The organism is Actinoplanes oblitus (genome assembly GCF_030252345.1).
GTDB classification, from domain to species: Bacteria; Actinomycetota; Actinomycetes; order Mycobacteriales; family Micromonosporaceae; genus Actinoplanes; species Actinoplanes oblitus.
Genome location: NZ_CP126980.1, coordinates 3,336,097 through 3,349,870 on the forward strand (window position 1 = coordinate 3,336,097; position 13,774 = coordinate 3,349,870).

General features: G+C 73.9%; 17 protein-coding genes. 7 read left to right on the forward strand and 10 right to left on the reverse strand.

Going from position 1 to position 13,774, the window contains the following annotated elements:
- Positions 1 to 35 precede the first annotated feature (35 nt).
- On the forward strand, positions 36 to 326 hold the full coding sequence (locus tag Actob_RS14885) for a hypothetical protein (RefSeq protein WP_284920765.1): 291 nt from the start codon (positions 36 to 38) through the stop codon (positions 324 to 326).
- Here Actob_RS14885 and Actob_RS14890 read toward each other — a convergent pair.
- On the reverse strand, positions 289 to 759 hold the full coding sequence (locus tag Actob_RS14890; protein ID WP_284920766.1) for a TspO/MBR family protein: 471 nt from the start codon (positions 757 to 759) through the stop codon (positions 289 to 291). The two genes, Actob_RS14885 and Actob_RS14890, sit on opposite strands and share 38 nt — an antisense overlap.
- A 105-nt stretch (positions 760 to 864) precedes the next feature.
- Here Actob_RS14890 and Actob_RS14895 point away from each other — a divergent pair, with 105 nt between their 5' ends.
- Entirely contained in the window at positions 865 to 1,404 is a 540-nt protein-coding gene (locus Actob_RS14895; protein WP_284920767.1) for a type 1 glutamine amidotransferase domain-containing protein, read from the forward strand.
- A gap of 46 nt (positions 1,405 to 1,450) precedes the next feature.
- Here the strand turns inward: Actob_RS14895 and Actob_RS14900 are convergent, their stop codons facing one another.
- Entirely contained in the window at positions 1,451 to 3,145 is a 1,695-nt protein-coding gene (locus tag Actob_RS14900) for a methyl-accepting chemotaxis protein (RefSeq protein ID WP_284920768.1), read from the reverse strand.
- Positions 3,146 to 3,213: 68 nt separating this feature from the next.
- Positions 3,214 to 3,666 (reverse strand): hypothetical protein, encoded by a 453-nt coding sequence (locus Actob_RS14905; protein WP_284920769.1) that lies wholly within the window; start codon positions 3,664 to 3,666, stop codon positions 3,214 to 3,216.
- A 43-nt stretch (positions 3,667 to 3,709) separates the two neighbouring features.
- Between Actob_RS14905 and Actob_RS14910 the strand changes: the two genes are divergently transcribed.
- Positions 3,710 to 4,498, forward strand: a complete 789-nt coding sequence (locus Actob_RS14910; protein ID WP_284920770.1) for a (2Fe-2S)-binding protein — start codon at positions 3,710 to 3,712, stop codon at positions 4,496 to 4,498.
- A 17-nt stretch (positions 4,499 to 4,515) separates the two neighbouring features.
- On the opposite strand, the gene Actob_RS14915 is transcribed toward Actob_RS14910, so the two are convergent.
- The 3 genes from Actob_RS14915 to Actob_RS14925 form a co-directional block, all read right to left on the reverse strand.
- Positions 4,516 to 4,872 (reverse strand): hypothetical protein, encoded by a 357-nt coding sequence (locus Actob_RS14915; protein ID WP_284920771.1) that lies wholly within the window; start codon positions 4,870 to 4,872, stop codon positions 4,516 to 4,518.
- 48 nt (positions 4,873 to 4,920) lie between these two features.
- On the reverse strand, positions 4,921 to 5,421 hold the full coding sequence (locus Actob_RS14920; RefSeq protein WP_284920772.1) for a metallophosphoesterase family protein: 501 nt from the start codon (positions 5,419 to 5,421) through the stop codon (positions 4,921 to 4,923).
- Positions 5,422 to 5,500: 79 nt separating this feature from the next.
- The gene (locus Actob_RS14925) at positions 5,501 to 7,132 is read right to left on the reverse strand and encodes a cellulase family glycosylhydrolase (protein WP_284920773.1); all 1,632 of its coding nucleotides are present in this window, start codon (positions 7,130 to 7,132) and stop codon (positions 5,501 to 5,503) included.
- Positions 7,133 to 7,218: 86 nt separating this feature from the next.
- Between Actob_RS14925 and Actob_RS14930 the strand changes: the two genes are divergently transcribed.
- Together Actob_RS14930 and Actob_RS14935 are read left to right on the forward strand one after the other, a co-directional pair.
- Positions 7,219 to 7,995 carry a metallophosphoesterase family protein gene (locus Actob_RS14930; RefSeq protein WP_284920774.1) on the forward strand — a complete coding sequence of 259 codons (777 nt, stop codon included), beginning with the start codon at positions 7,219 to 7,221 and terminating at the stop codon, positions 7,993 to 7,995.
- A gap of 88 nt (positions 7,996 to 8,083) precedes the next feature.
- Positions 8,084 to 8,467 carry a DUF6841 family protein gene (locus Actob_RS14935; RefSeq protein ID WP_284920775.1) on the forward strand — a complete coding sequence of 128 codons (384 nt, stop codon included), beginning with the start codon at positions 8,084 to 8,086 and terminating at the stop codon, positions 8,465 to 8,467.
- Positions 8,468 to 8,626: 159 nt separating this feature from the next.
- Here Actob_RS14935 and Actob_RS14940 read toward each other — a convergent pair whose 3' ends face one another.
- A complete protein-coding gene (locus Actob_RS14940; RefSeq protein ID WP_284920776.1) occupies positions 8,627 to 9,688 on the reverse strand; it encodes an alanine racemase in 1,062 nt (353 codons plus the stop codon).
- A gap of 234 nt (positions 9,689 to 9,922) precedes the next feature.
- Between Actob_RS14940 and Actob_RS14945 the strand changes: the two genes are divergently transcribed.
- Positions 9,923 to 10,396 carry an Hsp20/alpha crystallin family protein gene (locus Actob_RS14945; protein WP_407653647.1) on the forward strand — a complete coding sequence of 158 codons (474 nt, stop codon included), beginning with the start codon at positions 9,923 to 9,925 and terminating at the stop codon, positions 10,394 to 10,396.
- Between the two features lie 453 nt (positions 10,397 to 10,849).
- Here the strand turns inward: Actob_RS14945 and Actob_RS14950 are convergent, their stop codons facing one another.
- On the reverse strand, positions 10,850 to 11,242 hold the full coding sequence (locus Actob_RS14950) for a VOC family protein (RefSeq protein WP_284920778.1): 393 nt from the start codon (positions 11,240 to 11,242) through the stop codon (positions 10,850 to 10,852).
- 63 nt (positions 11,243 to 11,305) lie between these two features.
- Here Actob_RS14950 and Actob_RS14955 point away from each other — a divergent pair, with 63 nt between their 5' ends.
- Entirely contained in the window at positions 11,306 to 12,235 is a 930-nt protein-coding gene (locus Actob_RS14955) for a TIGR03619 family F420-dependent LLM class oxidoreductase (RefSeq protein WP_284920779.1), read from the forward strand.
- Positions 12,236 to 12,289: 54 nt separating this feature from the next.
- Here Actob_RS14955 and Actob_RS14960 read toward each other — a convergent pair whose 3' ends face one another.
- Positions 12,290 to 13,051, reverse strand: a complete 762-nt coding sequence (locus Actob_RS14960) for an MBL fold metallo-hydrolase (RefSeq protein ID WP_284920780.1) — start codon at positions 13,049 to 13,051, stop codon at positions 12,290 to 12,292.
- Positions 13,052 to 13,127: 76 nt separating this feature from the next.
- The gene (locus Actob_RS14965; protein WP_284920781.1) at positions 13,128 to 13,721 is read right to left on the reverse strand and encodes a TetR/AcrR family transcriptional regulator; all 594 of its coding nucleotides are present in this window, start codon (positions 13,719 to 13,721) and stop codon (positions 13,128 to 13,130) included.
- Between the last annotated feature and the right edge of the window lie 53 nt (positions 13,722 to 13,774).

Sequence of the window (13,774 nt, forward strand, 5' to 3'; positions counted from 1 at the left end):
GGGGCTCTCGTCCGATCGGCGTCCACCACGAACTGGTGGCGCTCAGCGCGCCGGTCCGGGTCCGCCGCCTGCTGCCCGAACCCGGGGAAGAACCGCTCCAGCTGCCGCTGCCCGGACGGCAGCAGCGCGTGCACCTGGCTGCCCCGCGGCACCTCGGGACGCGGGCCGACCGCGCCGATCGGGTCGGCGGCGATCCGCTCGTCGGACACGTTCAGCGCGGCCAGGTCGTCGCGCTCGACGGCGAGCACCTCATCGGCGTGGTCGCTGAAGAAGGTGGCTGTGTCGGCCTCAGCGCGCCGGGTTGCGCCGCACGATCGCGGCGTTGAGGACGGTCGCGAACAGGCACCATGCGACGTAGGGCGCGAGGGCGGCGCCGGCCAGCCGATCGGTCCGCGCCGCGCGGCGCAGCAACAGCACGTTCGAGACGTTCAGCGTGACGATCTCGGCGAGCGCGGCCTTCGGCCGCTTCGCCCCGAAGAACAGTGCGCTCCAGCCCGCGTTCAGCAGCAGATTGACCCCGTACGCCCGGGCGAACGCGCGCCGATCCGCCTCGCCGGCCCGGTCCAGCGTGCGAGCGCCGGCCAGCGCGATCAGCGCGTAGAGCGGCGTCCACACCGCCGGGAAGGCGACCGGCGGCGGCTGCCAGGACGGCTTGCGCAGCGTGCGGTACCACGCCGACTTCGGGTCGGTGGCGAGCGATCCGGCACCGGCCGCGGCGGTCACCGCGGCGGCGGTCTTGACCCAGGTGGGAATCGTCATGCCCGATGGCTTACCCGCCGGGACGGGGTTCACCCGGCCGGTTGTTTATCCCGCCACGTGCCGGGCAGGAAATCGGTATCCGACAACGCCGACAAGGGAGGCAGCATGCCTACGTCCATCACCGGTAAGCGGGTCGCTTTTCTCGCCACCGACGGCGTGGAGGAAGTGGAGTACACCGAACCGCGCAAGGCGGTGGAGAACGCCGGCGGCACCGCCGAGCTGATCTCGATCAAGGACGGCGCCATCCAGGCCGTCAACCACCTGGACAAGGCCGGGACGTACCCGGTGGACCGCCTGGTCAAGGACGCCCGGGTGGCGCAGTACGACGCCCTGGTCCTGCCGGGCGGCGTGGCCAACCCGGACTTCCTGCGCGCCGACCCGGAGGCGGTCCGCTTCGTCCGCGACTTCGTCGGCACCGGCAAGCCGGTCGCCGCGATCTGCCACGGCCCGTGGACGCTGGTCGAGGCCGGCGTGGTCGACGGCCGCACGCTGACCAGCTGGCCGAGCCTGCGCACCGACGTCACCAACGCCGGCGCGACCTGGGTGGACGAGCAGGTCCACGTGGACGGGTCGCTGGTCACCAGCCGCAAGCCGGACGACCTGCCGGCCTTCTGCGACCAGCTCCTGACGCAGCTCGCCGCGTGACCCGTTCGATCGTCGGTCGCCGGCCGCCTCGGCGGCCGGCGACCGGCTAGGCGAGCTGGTCGAGCCGCCGGATCGCGGCGGCCACCTGCTCGGTCAGGTCGGTCAGCGTGGACGCCTGCTCGGCGGTCATGTCCTGGGCCCGGGCGGTGGTGACGTCGATGTCGCCGATCGCCGCGCTCATCGCCGCCATGATGGCCACCACCGCTTCGACGTGCTCGTTCAGCTCGTCGAGGGTCGTGGTGATCGTCTCGGTGGACTCCGCCGTGGTCAGCGCCAGCGACTTGACCTCGTTGGCCACCACGGCGAAACCGGTGCCCGCCGCGCCGGCCCGCGCGGCCTCGATCGTCGCGTTGAGGGCGAGCAGGTTGGTCTGCTTGGCGACGCCACCGATGAACCGGGCCACCTCGTCCACCCGGCGCAGGCTCTCGTGCAGGACGCCGACCGCCTCGGTGGCCGACCCGTTGCTGGCCAGCAGGCGGCTGGCGGCCGAGCGGACGTCGCCCACCTGACCCTCGATCCGGGCCGCGGCGGCGCTGACCGTCCCGGCCCGCTCGGACACGTCGGCGAGTTGCCCACTGACCACCGTCGAGGTGCTGGTGACCAGCTCCCGGGCGGCCTCCTGGGCCTGCCGGTGGGCGGCGGTCTGCTCCTCGTGCGCCCGCTCGGTCTCGCGCTGGCGCTGTTCCTGCTCGCCGCGGAGCGTCTCCTCGTTGGCGCTGATCCTGTCGAGCATGCCGTCGATCGCCCGGCCGAGTGCCGCGATGTCGTCACCGCCTCGCGCGCCGATGCGCAGCTGGTGGTCGCCGGACGCGATGATCCGCTCGGTGGTCTCGCGCAGCGGGCGGACCCGGGTGCGCAGCGCCCGCCGGGTGGACCAGCGCATCAGCCCGACCAGCAGCACGGTGGCCACCGCCATCAGGGCGAACAGGCGCTTGGCGGTGCTGCCCGCGGCCTGGTAGATCGGCCGTGGCTGGACCGCCTCCAGGGTGAGCGTGCCGCCGCCGACGGTGGGCATAGTCGCGTCCAGCGCCATCCGGTCGTCGCCGAGCACGGCGGTGCGCACCTCGATCTTCCCGACCACGCTGTCCAGCGATGCCTGGGCCGTCGCGCCCGGGCGGGCCGCGCCGACGGTGGCGACGGTCAGGCCGATGTCCTTGCCGAGCCTGCCGAGCCGCTCCGCGGAGAGCTGCTTGAGCAGGATGAACCCGCCGGACGGGCGGCCCTCACCGGAACTCGGGAAGGCGCCGAGCCCGCAGTAGAGGTAGGGCTGGCCGGCGTCGAGGATGCCGCAGGTGGCGGTGCCGGCCGCGGCGGCCGGGTCGTACAGCGTCTTGAGCAGCGCGGGATCGTCGAGTGTCGCGGGCAGCGCGCCGAACTCGGCGCCGGCGGTGGTGAGCCCGCCGACCCGCGGCCTGCCGTCCGGGCCGATGCCCAGCACACCGTCCAGATCGTTGGCGCCGTGCTGGGTGTCCGGTGGGAAGTCCTCGGCGAACGCGTCCCGGTCACCCCTGGCGATGTCCTGGTAGGCGTTGTCCCAGATGCTGTTCGTCACGCCGAACGCGGTCAGCAGCCGGGCCTGCCCGTCCAGCCCGATCCGGATCCGGTCCGCGTCCTGGGCCACCTGCCGGGCCTCGAGGTCACCGAACGCGCCGGTGGCCACCTGCCGCAGCAGCAGGAAGCCCAGAACACACGCGGTCAGCGCGCCGAGGATCGGCCACAGCCGTCGCAGTTCCAGTCTCATGTCGGTGTGATCGGCGGTGCGGACAAATGTCTGAGCGATCCCGATGTGGCGTAGGAGACGTTTCCGGATCAGAGGCAGATCCAGCAGTAGATCGACTCGTGCCGCTCCCGGGCCCGCGCGGCCAGCCCGGCGAGATCGGTGATGACCTCGCCCAGGAAATCGGCGTCGAGGAAGCCGCCGAACTCCTCGATGCCGCTCCAGCGCCCGGCGAGCTCGGGCACCCGCTCGGCCGGGATGCCGGCCAGGACGTCGCGGGCCTCGTCGCCGAGGACCGTCACCCACGGCCCCGGGTAGTCCCCGTCGGCCTCCGTGCCGGCCGGCCAGACCAGCAGCTCCCCGGACCCGCCCGGACCCCCGGTCACGAACCCGATCAGCTGGGCCAGGCAGACGGCCGGGTCGATCATCTTCAGCCCGACGCCCTCATACACCTCCGGCACCGGGGAGGACGCCTCGTGCGCGTCCATGTGCGCGCGGACCTCGGCCGGGCCGGGCGCTCGGAAATAGTCGTACAACACACCCATCGCCGTCTCCTCTCGTGACTCGCGGCGACGATAGTGGAGACCTATGACAGTTCTGGACGCGTCGGCCGCGCTGGCGGCAGCCGGGCAGCTCGGCCCCTATTTCACCTGGGAGCCGTGGGCTGCCGGGGCGCCGTGGCGGCCGTTCGGCGAGTTGCTCGACGAGCGGGTCCTGGCGGAACGCGTCGACCTGGGCCGGGACACCCTGACGCGGATGTCCGGGCTGGACCGGGCCGCGATCGGCGAGCGCGAGGTCGCCTCGATCACGTTTCTCGGCCTGGCGTCGCGGCTGCTGTCACCGCTGCTGGCGGCGGCCGCGGTCGGCGGCGCGCTGCCGCTGCCCGATCCGGATCGCCTGTGGTGGCAGCCGGCGCCGGCCGGCCCGCTGCCGATCGCCTTCCGTGACCTGACCGCCGAGCCGTGCGCCGGCTGGACGCCCGGGCGGATCGCCGAGACCGGCCTGCTCGACCTGGCCGGCCCGCTGCTGACCGTGTTCCGCGACCGGTTCGCCCTGTCGCCGCAGGTCCTCTGGGGCAACGTGGCCTCCGCGCTGGGCGGCGCGTCCGGCATGATCGCCGACGGCCGCCCGGAGTGCGCGGCCCGGAGCGCCGCCATCGTCGAGGCCGCCCTGCGGCTGCCGCCGCTGCGCGGTGCGGCGGCGTCGGTCCAGCCGGACCCGCGGCACGAGCGCTGGTTCCTGGTCCGGCGCAACTGCTGCCTCTACTACCGCATCCCGGGCGGCGGCACCTGCGGCGACTGCGTGCTGACCCCGGAGGCCGACCGGCACCGGCACTGGCAGGCGGTCCTCTCCCGCGCCGCTTCCCGATCGGGATGACGCTTTCCGGTACGCGGTCAGGGCGGAGTGATCAGGGACAGTTCCAGCGCCGCGGACATCTCGGCACGTCCCGGACCACCGGCCGCCACCCACTCCGCGATGTCGTCGAGCACCAGGTCGTCGAGCACCAGGCCGAACCACACCGGCCGTGCTCCCGCCCGCCGCGCCGCCGCGGCCGGCTGCACGACCAGCACGTTGGACTGGGCGCAGGCGTCCAGGCAGAGGCTGGTCCGCACCCGGTGGCCGGGCGCCAGCGCCGCCCGCAGCCGTTCCACCTGCCGATCATGGTCAACAGCCGGGTGCTTGCTCACGCTGCCGCAGCAGCAGTCCCGGCACACCGTGACGGTGCACCCGTCCACCTCGTCGTCCCGCACAGTTGATCACCTTACGGAAGTGGCCGTGCCGCTCCGGAAACGGCGGCCTCAGCGGGGCGGGAGGCGGTGCAGGGTGACGCCGGTCAGCTCGCCGCCGGCCGCGACAGCTGTCATGTAGGTGCAGTGCGGCTGGCGGCGCCGGTCGGTCGGTGAGCCCGGGTTGAGCAGCCGCGGGCCGCCCGGCGCGGTGCTGTCCCACGGGATGTGCGAGTGGCCGAAGACCAGCACGTCGGTGTCCGGGAACCGGTCGGCGCAACGGCGCTCGCGGCCGGCGGCCGGTCCGGTCTCGTGGACCACCGCCAGCCGTACGCCGCCGAGCGAGGCACGGGCCACCTCGGGCAGGCGGGCACGCAGCGCCGCCCCGTCGTTGTTGCCGTAGCAGCCGATCAGCCGCGCGGCCCGCTGCTCCAGCGCGTCCAGCAGCGCCACGTCGACCCAGTCGCCGGCGTGCAGCACCACGTCTGCCGCGTCGACCGCCGCCCACAGCGGCGGCGGCAGGTCCCGGGCCCGTTTCGGGACGTGCGTGTCGGAGATCAGCAGCAGTCGCACCGGTCCAGCGTAGGGCCAGTCCCGCCGCTCGAGCGGGGTTGCGGACCGGCACGGCCTCGCCGGTGGCTCACCCCCCGGGTCACCGCTCCTCCGGCAGCTGCTCGAGCCGGCCGGCCACGTCCTGGTCGCCGGTGGCCGGCTGAGTGTCCTGGACGGCCGGCAGCACGGTGTCGTCCGGGCCGCCGCCGGTGAGGCCGTCGTCGCCGGTCACGTCCGGGCTCTCGGGCAGCCGGCCGGCCGGCGCGGGCTGGCCCAGGGTGACGTCGTCGAACCAGGTGGTGCCGGCGTTGTCGCCGGACTTGAGGTGCAGCTGCAGTCCGGCGGCGGCCGGCGGAGCCACCGCGTCCACCGACAGCTCGGTCCAGTCGGTGGTACCGCGCGGGAGACGGCCGGACACGTCCTGGCCGATCCACCGGCCGGCGGCGTCGAACCAGCTCAGGGCGATCTCGGTGACGCCTGTGGCGTTCTCGCCGCGGGCCCAGGCGGCCGCGTGCCAGGGCTGGCCGGGCCGGATCGGGGTGATCGGCGAGATGCGCAGCGACGGCAGGCCGCGCCGGTCCCGGCCGGTGCCGGAGAACCGGACCGACCGCCGGCCGTCGTGCGCCGTCTCGCCGGTGGGCTCGGCCGTGCCGAACTCGGGCAGGTTGTCGCGCCACGGCGAGTCGGCCGGGTCCCCCTCGAAGCCGAGGTCGAGCACGTCCACCGCCGGGTCGGTGCCGGACCAGGCGGCCCGGACCACCGAGGCGGCCGGCTTCGGGGTGCCGTCGGTGCGGTACAGGCCGTACCGGTACTGCGCCGGCATCAGCGAGACCGCCGCGTTGCTCGGGATCGCGCCGGCGGCGAAGTCGGTGAGCGTCCACGGCGCCACCGACCGTACGCCGGCGGCCGCCGCCGCGCGGAAGACCCGGGCCAGGTAGGCGGCCTGCTCGCCGGGGGTGCTGGCCGCGGTGCTCAGCCCGGTCTCGCCGATCACCACCGGGTCCGGGGCGGCCACCTCGCTGACCTCCTCGAGCTCCGGGAACGCCTGCTCGGACGGGCCGTAGAAGTGGTAGTCGTAGTAGTCCAGCGGGGTGTCCGCCAGCTGTCGCCTGAGCCGGGCCAGGCCGGACGGACCACTGTTGACCGACACGGTGAGCGGCATCGCCGGGGCGGTCACGCGGACCTGCGGAATCAGCCGGCGCACCCACTGGATCGCCGGCTGGTCGTCCGGCGACAGTTCGTTCTTCAGCTCGACGGTGAGCACCCGCGGATCGTCGGCGTACCTGCCGATCACCGCGTTCGCCCAGGTGGCGCTGCCGCGGGTGTCCTTGTACCGGGACCACCAGTCGAACAGGGTGAGCTTCACCGTCATGCCGTGCGAGTCCGCGATGCTGACGAACTTGTCCAGCTTGCCGAGGTACTCCGGCTCCGGCTCGGGGAACCCGAAGACCCGCGGGAACACCACCACGCGGACGTTGTCCGCGCCCAGCTCGGCGGCCCTGGCCAGGTCCTCGTCCACGCGTACCGGATCGAACCGGGTCCACATCGCCGACCAGCCGGCGTCCGACGGGTAGTAGTTGATGGTCCGCGCGGTGCGGACCGCGGCGAGGCGGCCGGCCAGGTCCGGGCTGCCGGGATCGGCGGCGGCCGGCGCCTGCGGCACCAGCACGCCGGCCGCCAGCAGGCAGCTCAGGGCGAGGGCACGGTTCTTCGGGATACGACGTCCGGTCACGACCTCCGCTTCGGTCTCCTGCCGATCATGTGGAGTTCAGGCTGGTTGCAGGCCAGGGTCGATCGGGTGCCCATAGAATTCGCGGGGTGCTGGACCGTATCGCGCTGATCTCCGACGTCCACGGCAACCTGACCGCGCTCGAGGCGGTGCTCGCCGACATCGACGCCCGTGGCATCGAGCGGATCTACAACCTGGGCGACTACGTCGGCAAGGGCCCGCGCGGCCGCGAGGTGGTCGAGCTGTGCCGGCGGCGCTGCGCGGTGAACATCCGCGGCAACTGGGACGACTTCCTGCCCGACCCGGCCCGCGTCGACGACAGCGAGGGCCTGGCGTGGTGGCTGGCCCAGCTCGGCGACGGCCAGGGCGAGTGGCTGCGCTCGCTGCCGTTCTGCCACGACTTCCGGCTCAGCGGACGGTGGGTGCGGCTCTTCCACGCCTCGGCGACCAGCGTCCACCACCGGGTCCGGTTCGACCACGACGAGGCGCAGTTCGCCGGGATGTTCGCCAACACCGAGGCGACCGGTCTCGCCGGCCCGGAGCCCACTGTCGTCGGTTACGGCGACACCCACGACCCGTTCTACGAGGTCGGTCCGGGTGGCCGCACGCTGTTCAACACCGGCAGCGTCGGCAACTCCATGGACGACCCGACCCCGGTCTACACCATCCTCGAAGGCGTGCTCGACGGTGCCGAACCGGCGCCGTTCGGCGTCCAGTTCGTCCGGGTGCCCTACGACGGCGAGGCCGAGATCGCCGCCGCCACCCGGATGGGCATGCCCGAACTGGACGGCTTCATCTCGGAGGTCCGGCACGGCCTCTACCGGCTCAAGAAGGCGCCGGTCTATCACCGCCGGCCGCACGGGTGAGCCGCGCGGCCGGCCCGGCAACGTGTTCTTCCTGCGGGAGGTCACCACCCGCCGCCCCGGCCGGGACCGCGGGGGTAACGTCGGGTGGGTGGACGATGTGGACCGATGGTTCGACGAGTACCTCGCGGTGTTCGCGGCCTGCGCCCGCGGTGAGCGGGACACCGCCGCCCTGCTCGACTACTACGCCGTCCCACTCCTGGTCACCACCGGCGACGGCGCGTTCCCGCTGACCACCGCCGGCGAGGTGGCCGGGGTCCTGGGCAAGCAGGTCGACGCCCTGCGCGCGGCCGCCTTCGCCCGCACCGAGCTGGTCGCCGCGAAGGTCACCGTGCTGAACGCGACGTCCGCGCTCTTCGCCGCCACGTTCTCCCGCGGGCGCGCCGACCGCACCGAGATCGACCGCCCGGCGGTCACGTACCTGATCGCGGACGGCCCGGTGGGCCGCCGCATCCACGTGCTGGCGGCCCACTGACGGCTCCGGTACCACGCGCTGCGGTCGCCGCGGGCGGCCGTGACCCCGCTGCCTAGCACGCGTCGCACCCGCAGGCGAGGACCCGCGGTTGTGGTCGCGTTCCCGGACGGCCCGGCGCCGATGATCCCCGGGCGGGACGACGTGATCCGCGGGGAGCGGTCAGGTGTTGGCGCCCCGGGCCGCCACCGGCCAGCGGTCCACCTGGTCGCCGCCGGACACGACGACCAGGTCGTCGGCCAGGTTGACGGTGGCGCAGACGTGGTTGGGGACCACTCGCAGCACCTCGCCGAGCGCGGGGGTCGGCACGCCGTCCGGGAGGATCGCCGTGGCGTGGTGTTCGGACAGGGCGGTGACGCGGGCGTCGGGGTGGTCCAGCAGGCGGCCGAAACCGGTGGCCCAGGACTGGCGGTCGGCGCCCAGCACCTTGCTCCCGGCGTCCAGGACGATCTTCGGGCCGGACCGGCTGACCACGGTGGACGCCACGGTCAAGGCGACCTCGTCCCAGGCGCAGCCGCCGAGTTCGAGCTGCTGGGCGTCGCCGAAGACGTAGACGCCGGGGCGCATCTCGGTGAGCGGATCGCCGCCGCTGAACGGGACGGTCGGGGTGGAGCCGCCACTGCGTACGCCGGCGTCCAGGCCCTTGCCGGTGACCGCGGCGGCGGCCTCGGCCAGGGCGGTCGCCTCGTCCGCGGCGGCCGGCTGCTGCCGCCCCGGTCCGTAGGCGTGGCCGGGGAACGTGAACACGCCGCGTACCCGCAAGCCCGCCTGATCGGCGGCGACCGCGACCCGACCGGCGGACCGTGGGTCGACGCCGCTGCGGTGATGCCCGCTGTCCACCTCGATCAGCACCTCCAGGCCGGGCACCGCCCGGCCGAGCGCCTCCGCGGCCTCCGCGGAGTCGACGCCGACCCGCAGCGCCACCCGGGCGGCCAGGGCCCGCAGGCGTGCGGCACGCTGCGGCGACGGCCAGATCGGGTACGCGATGAACAGGTCGTCCAGCCCGCCGTCGGCGAACACCTCCGCCTCGCTGACGGTGGCCACCGTGAGCCCGCCGGCGCCGAGGCCGACCTGCCGGTGCGCGATCTCCACACACTTGTGCGTCTTGGCATGCGGCCGCAGCGCCAGCCCGTGGTCCGCCGCCCGAGCCGCCATGGCGGTCAGGTTGCGCTCCAGCACGTCGGCGTCGACGGTCACGTGGGGGGTGGGCAGATCAGCGGGCAAGGTGGCCTCCGGGTCCGGTGGGGCGTGCCCGTCCAGTAAAGATCACGCCCCGGAAATTTCTCCGGAAGTGCTTGGCACTCCTGGCGGAGGAGTGCTAAAAAATTACTTGTCGCTGCTGGTCGATCGCGGTGATGCACCGCGAGACCACCGGCCGCGACCTCGGCAGATCTGATCTTTAGCCGAGCGCCACGGTCCGCCGGAGAGTCCGGCGGACGTCCTGAGGAGGTGTTCGTGGTGCTGACTTTCGATCCCTTCCGCGAGTTCGACCGCCTCGCCGGGCAGATGATGGGCACCGGCGCTGCCGCCGGCCTGGCGATGCCGATGGATCTGTACCGCTCGGGCGACCACTTCGTCCTGCACTGCGACCTGGCGGGTGTCGACCCCGGCTCGGTGGCGATCGACGTGGACAAGCGCGTACTGACGATCCGGGCCGAGCGGTCCGCACGTACCGACGACGACGTGCAGTGGCTGCGCCGCGAGCGTCCCACCGGCGCCTTCGAGCGCCGAATCACGCTCGGCGACGGCCTGGACCTCGACAAGATCGCCGCGACCTGGCAGGACGGCGTGCTGACGCTGACCATCCCGGTCGCCGAGGCCGCCAAGCCGCGCCGCATCGCGATCAACACCGGCACCCCGCACGAGACCGTCGAGGGCACGTCCACCAAGACCGTGGAGGGCACCGCCACGCCCGCTCTCACCGAGTCCTGACCGCCCGCGACAGGCGACGAACCCCCTAGCCGACGGCCGGGGCGGGAGGTGCTCCCGCCCCGGCCGGTCGCATGGTGGCGGCGGTGACCGGGTCCGGCCGGTCGCAGTCAGCGCACCCTCCAGCTGTCCCACGCTGTCCAGGTCCAGGTTGTTCGTCGGCTCGTCGAGCAGCAGCAACTGCGGCGCCGGCTCGCCGAACAGCACGCACGGCAGGGTGGCCCGCAACCGCTCGCCCCGCTGAGCACCCGCACCGCCCCTGATTCCCCTTCGTCAGTGCCCGAATGTGCCAACCGGAAATATCTGCCCAGCAATGTTCCACAATGGTCAGCGACCAGGTCCGGGCCGTTTGGGCAGCGGGAAAGGGCCGGCCGGGCTGGTGCACGCTCGAGTGCCCGAGGCCGGTGGAACAGCGCGCGCGCCGAGGGACCCGGACCGGCCGAGCGGACCCGCCGTTCAGGCGGGCCCCAGGAGATCCCACTGATTACCCGCGATGTCCAGGAAGACGGCGACCCGGCCGTACGGCTCGGTGCGAGGCGGGCGGGTGAAGGTCACGCCCGCGTCGAGCAGGCGGCGGTGGACCGCGTCGAAGTCGTCCACCCGGAGGAAGAACCCGACCCGGCCCGCGGTCTGGTCGCCGGCCACCGCGCGCTGCCGGTCCCCGTCGGCCCGCGCCAGCAGGAGGCCGGTTTCCGCGCCGGGCGGGCGGACCACGACCCAGCGCTTGGGCCGGCCGTCGGTGGTCGTCGACGGCGAGTCCTCGACGAGCGCGAAGCCGAGCAGGCCGGTGAAGAACTCGATCGCCGGGTCGTAGTCGTCGACGATCAACGTGACCAGCTCCATCCGCATCGGGACAGGCTAGCGGGATGCTCGGGGTCCGCTGTGGACCGACCGGCGGCTAGGCTGCGCGGGATGCGGCTCGGTGTGAACCTTCCTCAGACCAACAAGTTCGACCTGGCGCGTGACGTCACCGAGTTCGCCCGGGCGGCCGAGGAGATCGGCTACGACAGCCTGTGGGCCTATGAGCGGATCCTGGCGCCGGAGGACACCAGCGGGGCGCACGGGCTCTACGGCGTTCCGGGCCTGCCCTGGCCGGAGAGCTACGCGCACACCACCGACGCGCTGGTCACCCTGACCCTGGCGGCGGCGGTGACCAGCCGGGTCGAGCTCGGGACCGGGGTGCTGATCCCGGGGCTGCACCTGCCGTTCCGGCTGGCCCGCAGCCTGGCCGCGCTGGACGCGGCGTCCGGTGGGCGGGTGATCGCCGGGCTGGGCACCGGCTGGTCGATCGACGAGTTCGCGGCCACCGCGCCGCGGCCGATCGCCGAGCGGGGTGCCGCGCTCGACGAGTTCCTGGACGTCGCCGGCGCGGTCTGGGGGCCGGACCCGGTGACGTTCGGGAACGAGCGGTACCGGCTGGCGCCCAGCCGGGTGAACCCGAAGCCGGCCCGGCCGATCCCGGTCTTCCTGGCCGGCGGCAACCGGACGGCGCTGGCCCGGATCGTCCGGCGGGCCGACGGATGGCTGCCGACGGGGATCCCGCCACGGCAGGTGGGCGAGGTTCTCGCCGGGCTGCGGGCACAGGCGGTCGAGGCCGGCCGCGATCCGGCCGCGATCGGCTGCGTCTTCCAATTGGGGGTGCGCGACCTGACGGAGGTCCCGGCCACGGGACGCCGGCCGTACACCGGCGGCCCGGCGCAGATCGCCGAGGATCTCGCCGCGCTGGCCGAGGCCGGTGTCGACCACGCCTACGTGACCCTGACCTCGGCGGCCGGCGACCTCAAGGAGCTGATCGCCGTGGCCCAGCGGCTGCACACGGAGGCCCGCGCCGCCGGCCTCTGACCGCCGGCGCCGGGGCCGCTGCGAACTGTTGCGGGAGCTTGGCAGGCACGCGGTTCACGCCTCGGCGGGGCGGTGCCGGATCCGGCCGCGGGCCGCGAGCCGGTCGAGCCGGCGTTCCTGGCGGTCGGCCCACCGGGCGACCCGGTCCGGGTCGAGCCGGCCCCCGTGCCCGACGTGCAGCGCCACCGGCTTCAGGGCGAGCATGGCCCGGAGACTGGCCAGGTTGGTGACCGGATCGTCGTGGAACGGCGGATTGGCCGGCCGGCCGGTGATCGAGCCGAGGAACGGGCTCGCCACCAGGTCCCCGGCGACCAGGTCGCCGGCGTCGGTGAGCACCGAGACCGAGCCGGCCGTGTGCCCCGGCGTTGGCATGATCGAACCGGCCACCCCGAAGTCGTCGAGCCGCTGCGGACCGTCCAGGACCACCTCCGGCTCGACCGGCTGGACCGTGTGGTGCAACGCCGGCAGCCGGCTCATCACCGCCCCGAACGGGCCGGTCGGCAGGTACGGCTCCCGCGCCCGCCCGGCCCGGTAGGGAACCAGGTCGGCGCGGTGCGCCGCGATCGGCGCCCCGGTCAGCCGGCTCACGTGCGCCGCGGCGCCGAAGTGGTCGATGTGGGCGTGGGTGAGCACGATCAGGGCCAGGTCGGCCGGGTCGACGCCGTGCCCGGCGATCCCGTCCACGATCCGCCGCCCGGTGCCGGGGAGGCCGGCGTCGACGAGCACGGGCCGGCGGCCGAGCAGCAGGTAGGCGTTGATGGAGTGCCGGCCGGCGACGGCGATGGGCCGCACGCTGACCCGGGATGACGCTGACATGATCTTCCTCCGTGGGGTACTTGACCGATCGGTCAACTCGATGGGCATGGCGAAGGGCGCCCGGATGGGGCGCCGGTCAGTGGGTTGCTTGCAGCAGCAGCCGGATGTCGGCCTTGGCGAGCAGCATCAGGGCGGGGTCGTCGCGCGCCTCGGCGAGCAGGGCCAGACCCTGCATCAGGGCCAGCACCCGGAGGGCGGCGCCGGCCGGGTCGACGCCGGCCGGCACCTCACCGCGCCCCTTCGCCTCGCTGACGGCGGCGGCGAAGTAGGACGTCCAGGAGCTCAGGACCCGCCCGGCCCGCGCCCGCCCGTCCTCGCCCTGCCGGGCGACCTCGGTGGCGAGGCCGCCGAGCGGGCAGCCCGGCGTGGCCCCGAACCGCTCCCGCATCGCCGCCAGCATCCGCGCGAAGCCGTCGACGAACCGGTCGATCCGGTCGAGGGGCGGGACGTCGCCGGTGAACGCCTCCTCCAGCATCGCGTGCATCATGTCCCAGTTGTGCTCCAGGACCGCGCCGGCCAGCACCTCCTTGGACGGGAAGAAGTGGTAGAGGCTGCCCTTGTGGACGCCGGCGGCCCGGCACACGTCCTCGGTGCTGACCTCGGCCAGCGACGCGCCGTGGATCAGGTCGCGGGCCACCGCCACGATGCGTTCGCGGGTGTCTCGCGCCATCGCCCACCTCCGCTGTCGACGGGGAAAGTGACCGATGATGCCCGGCCACTTGA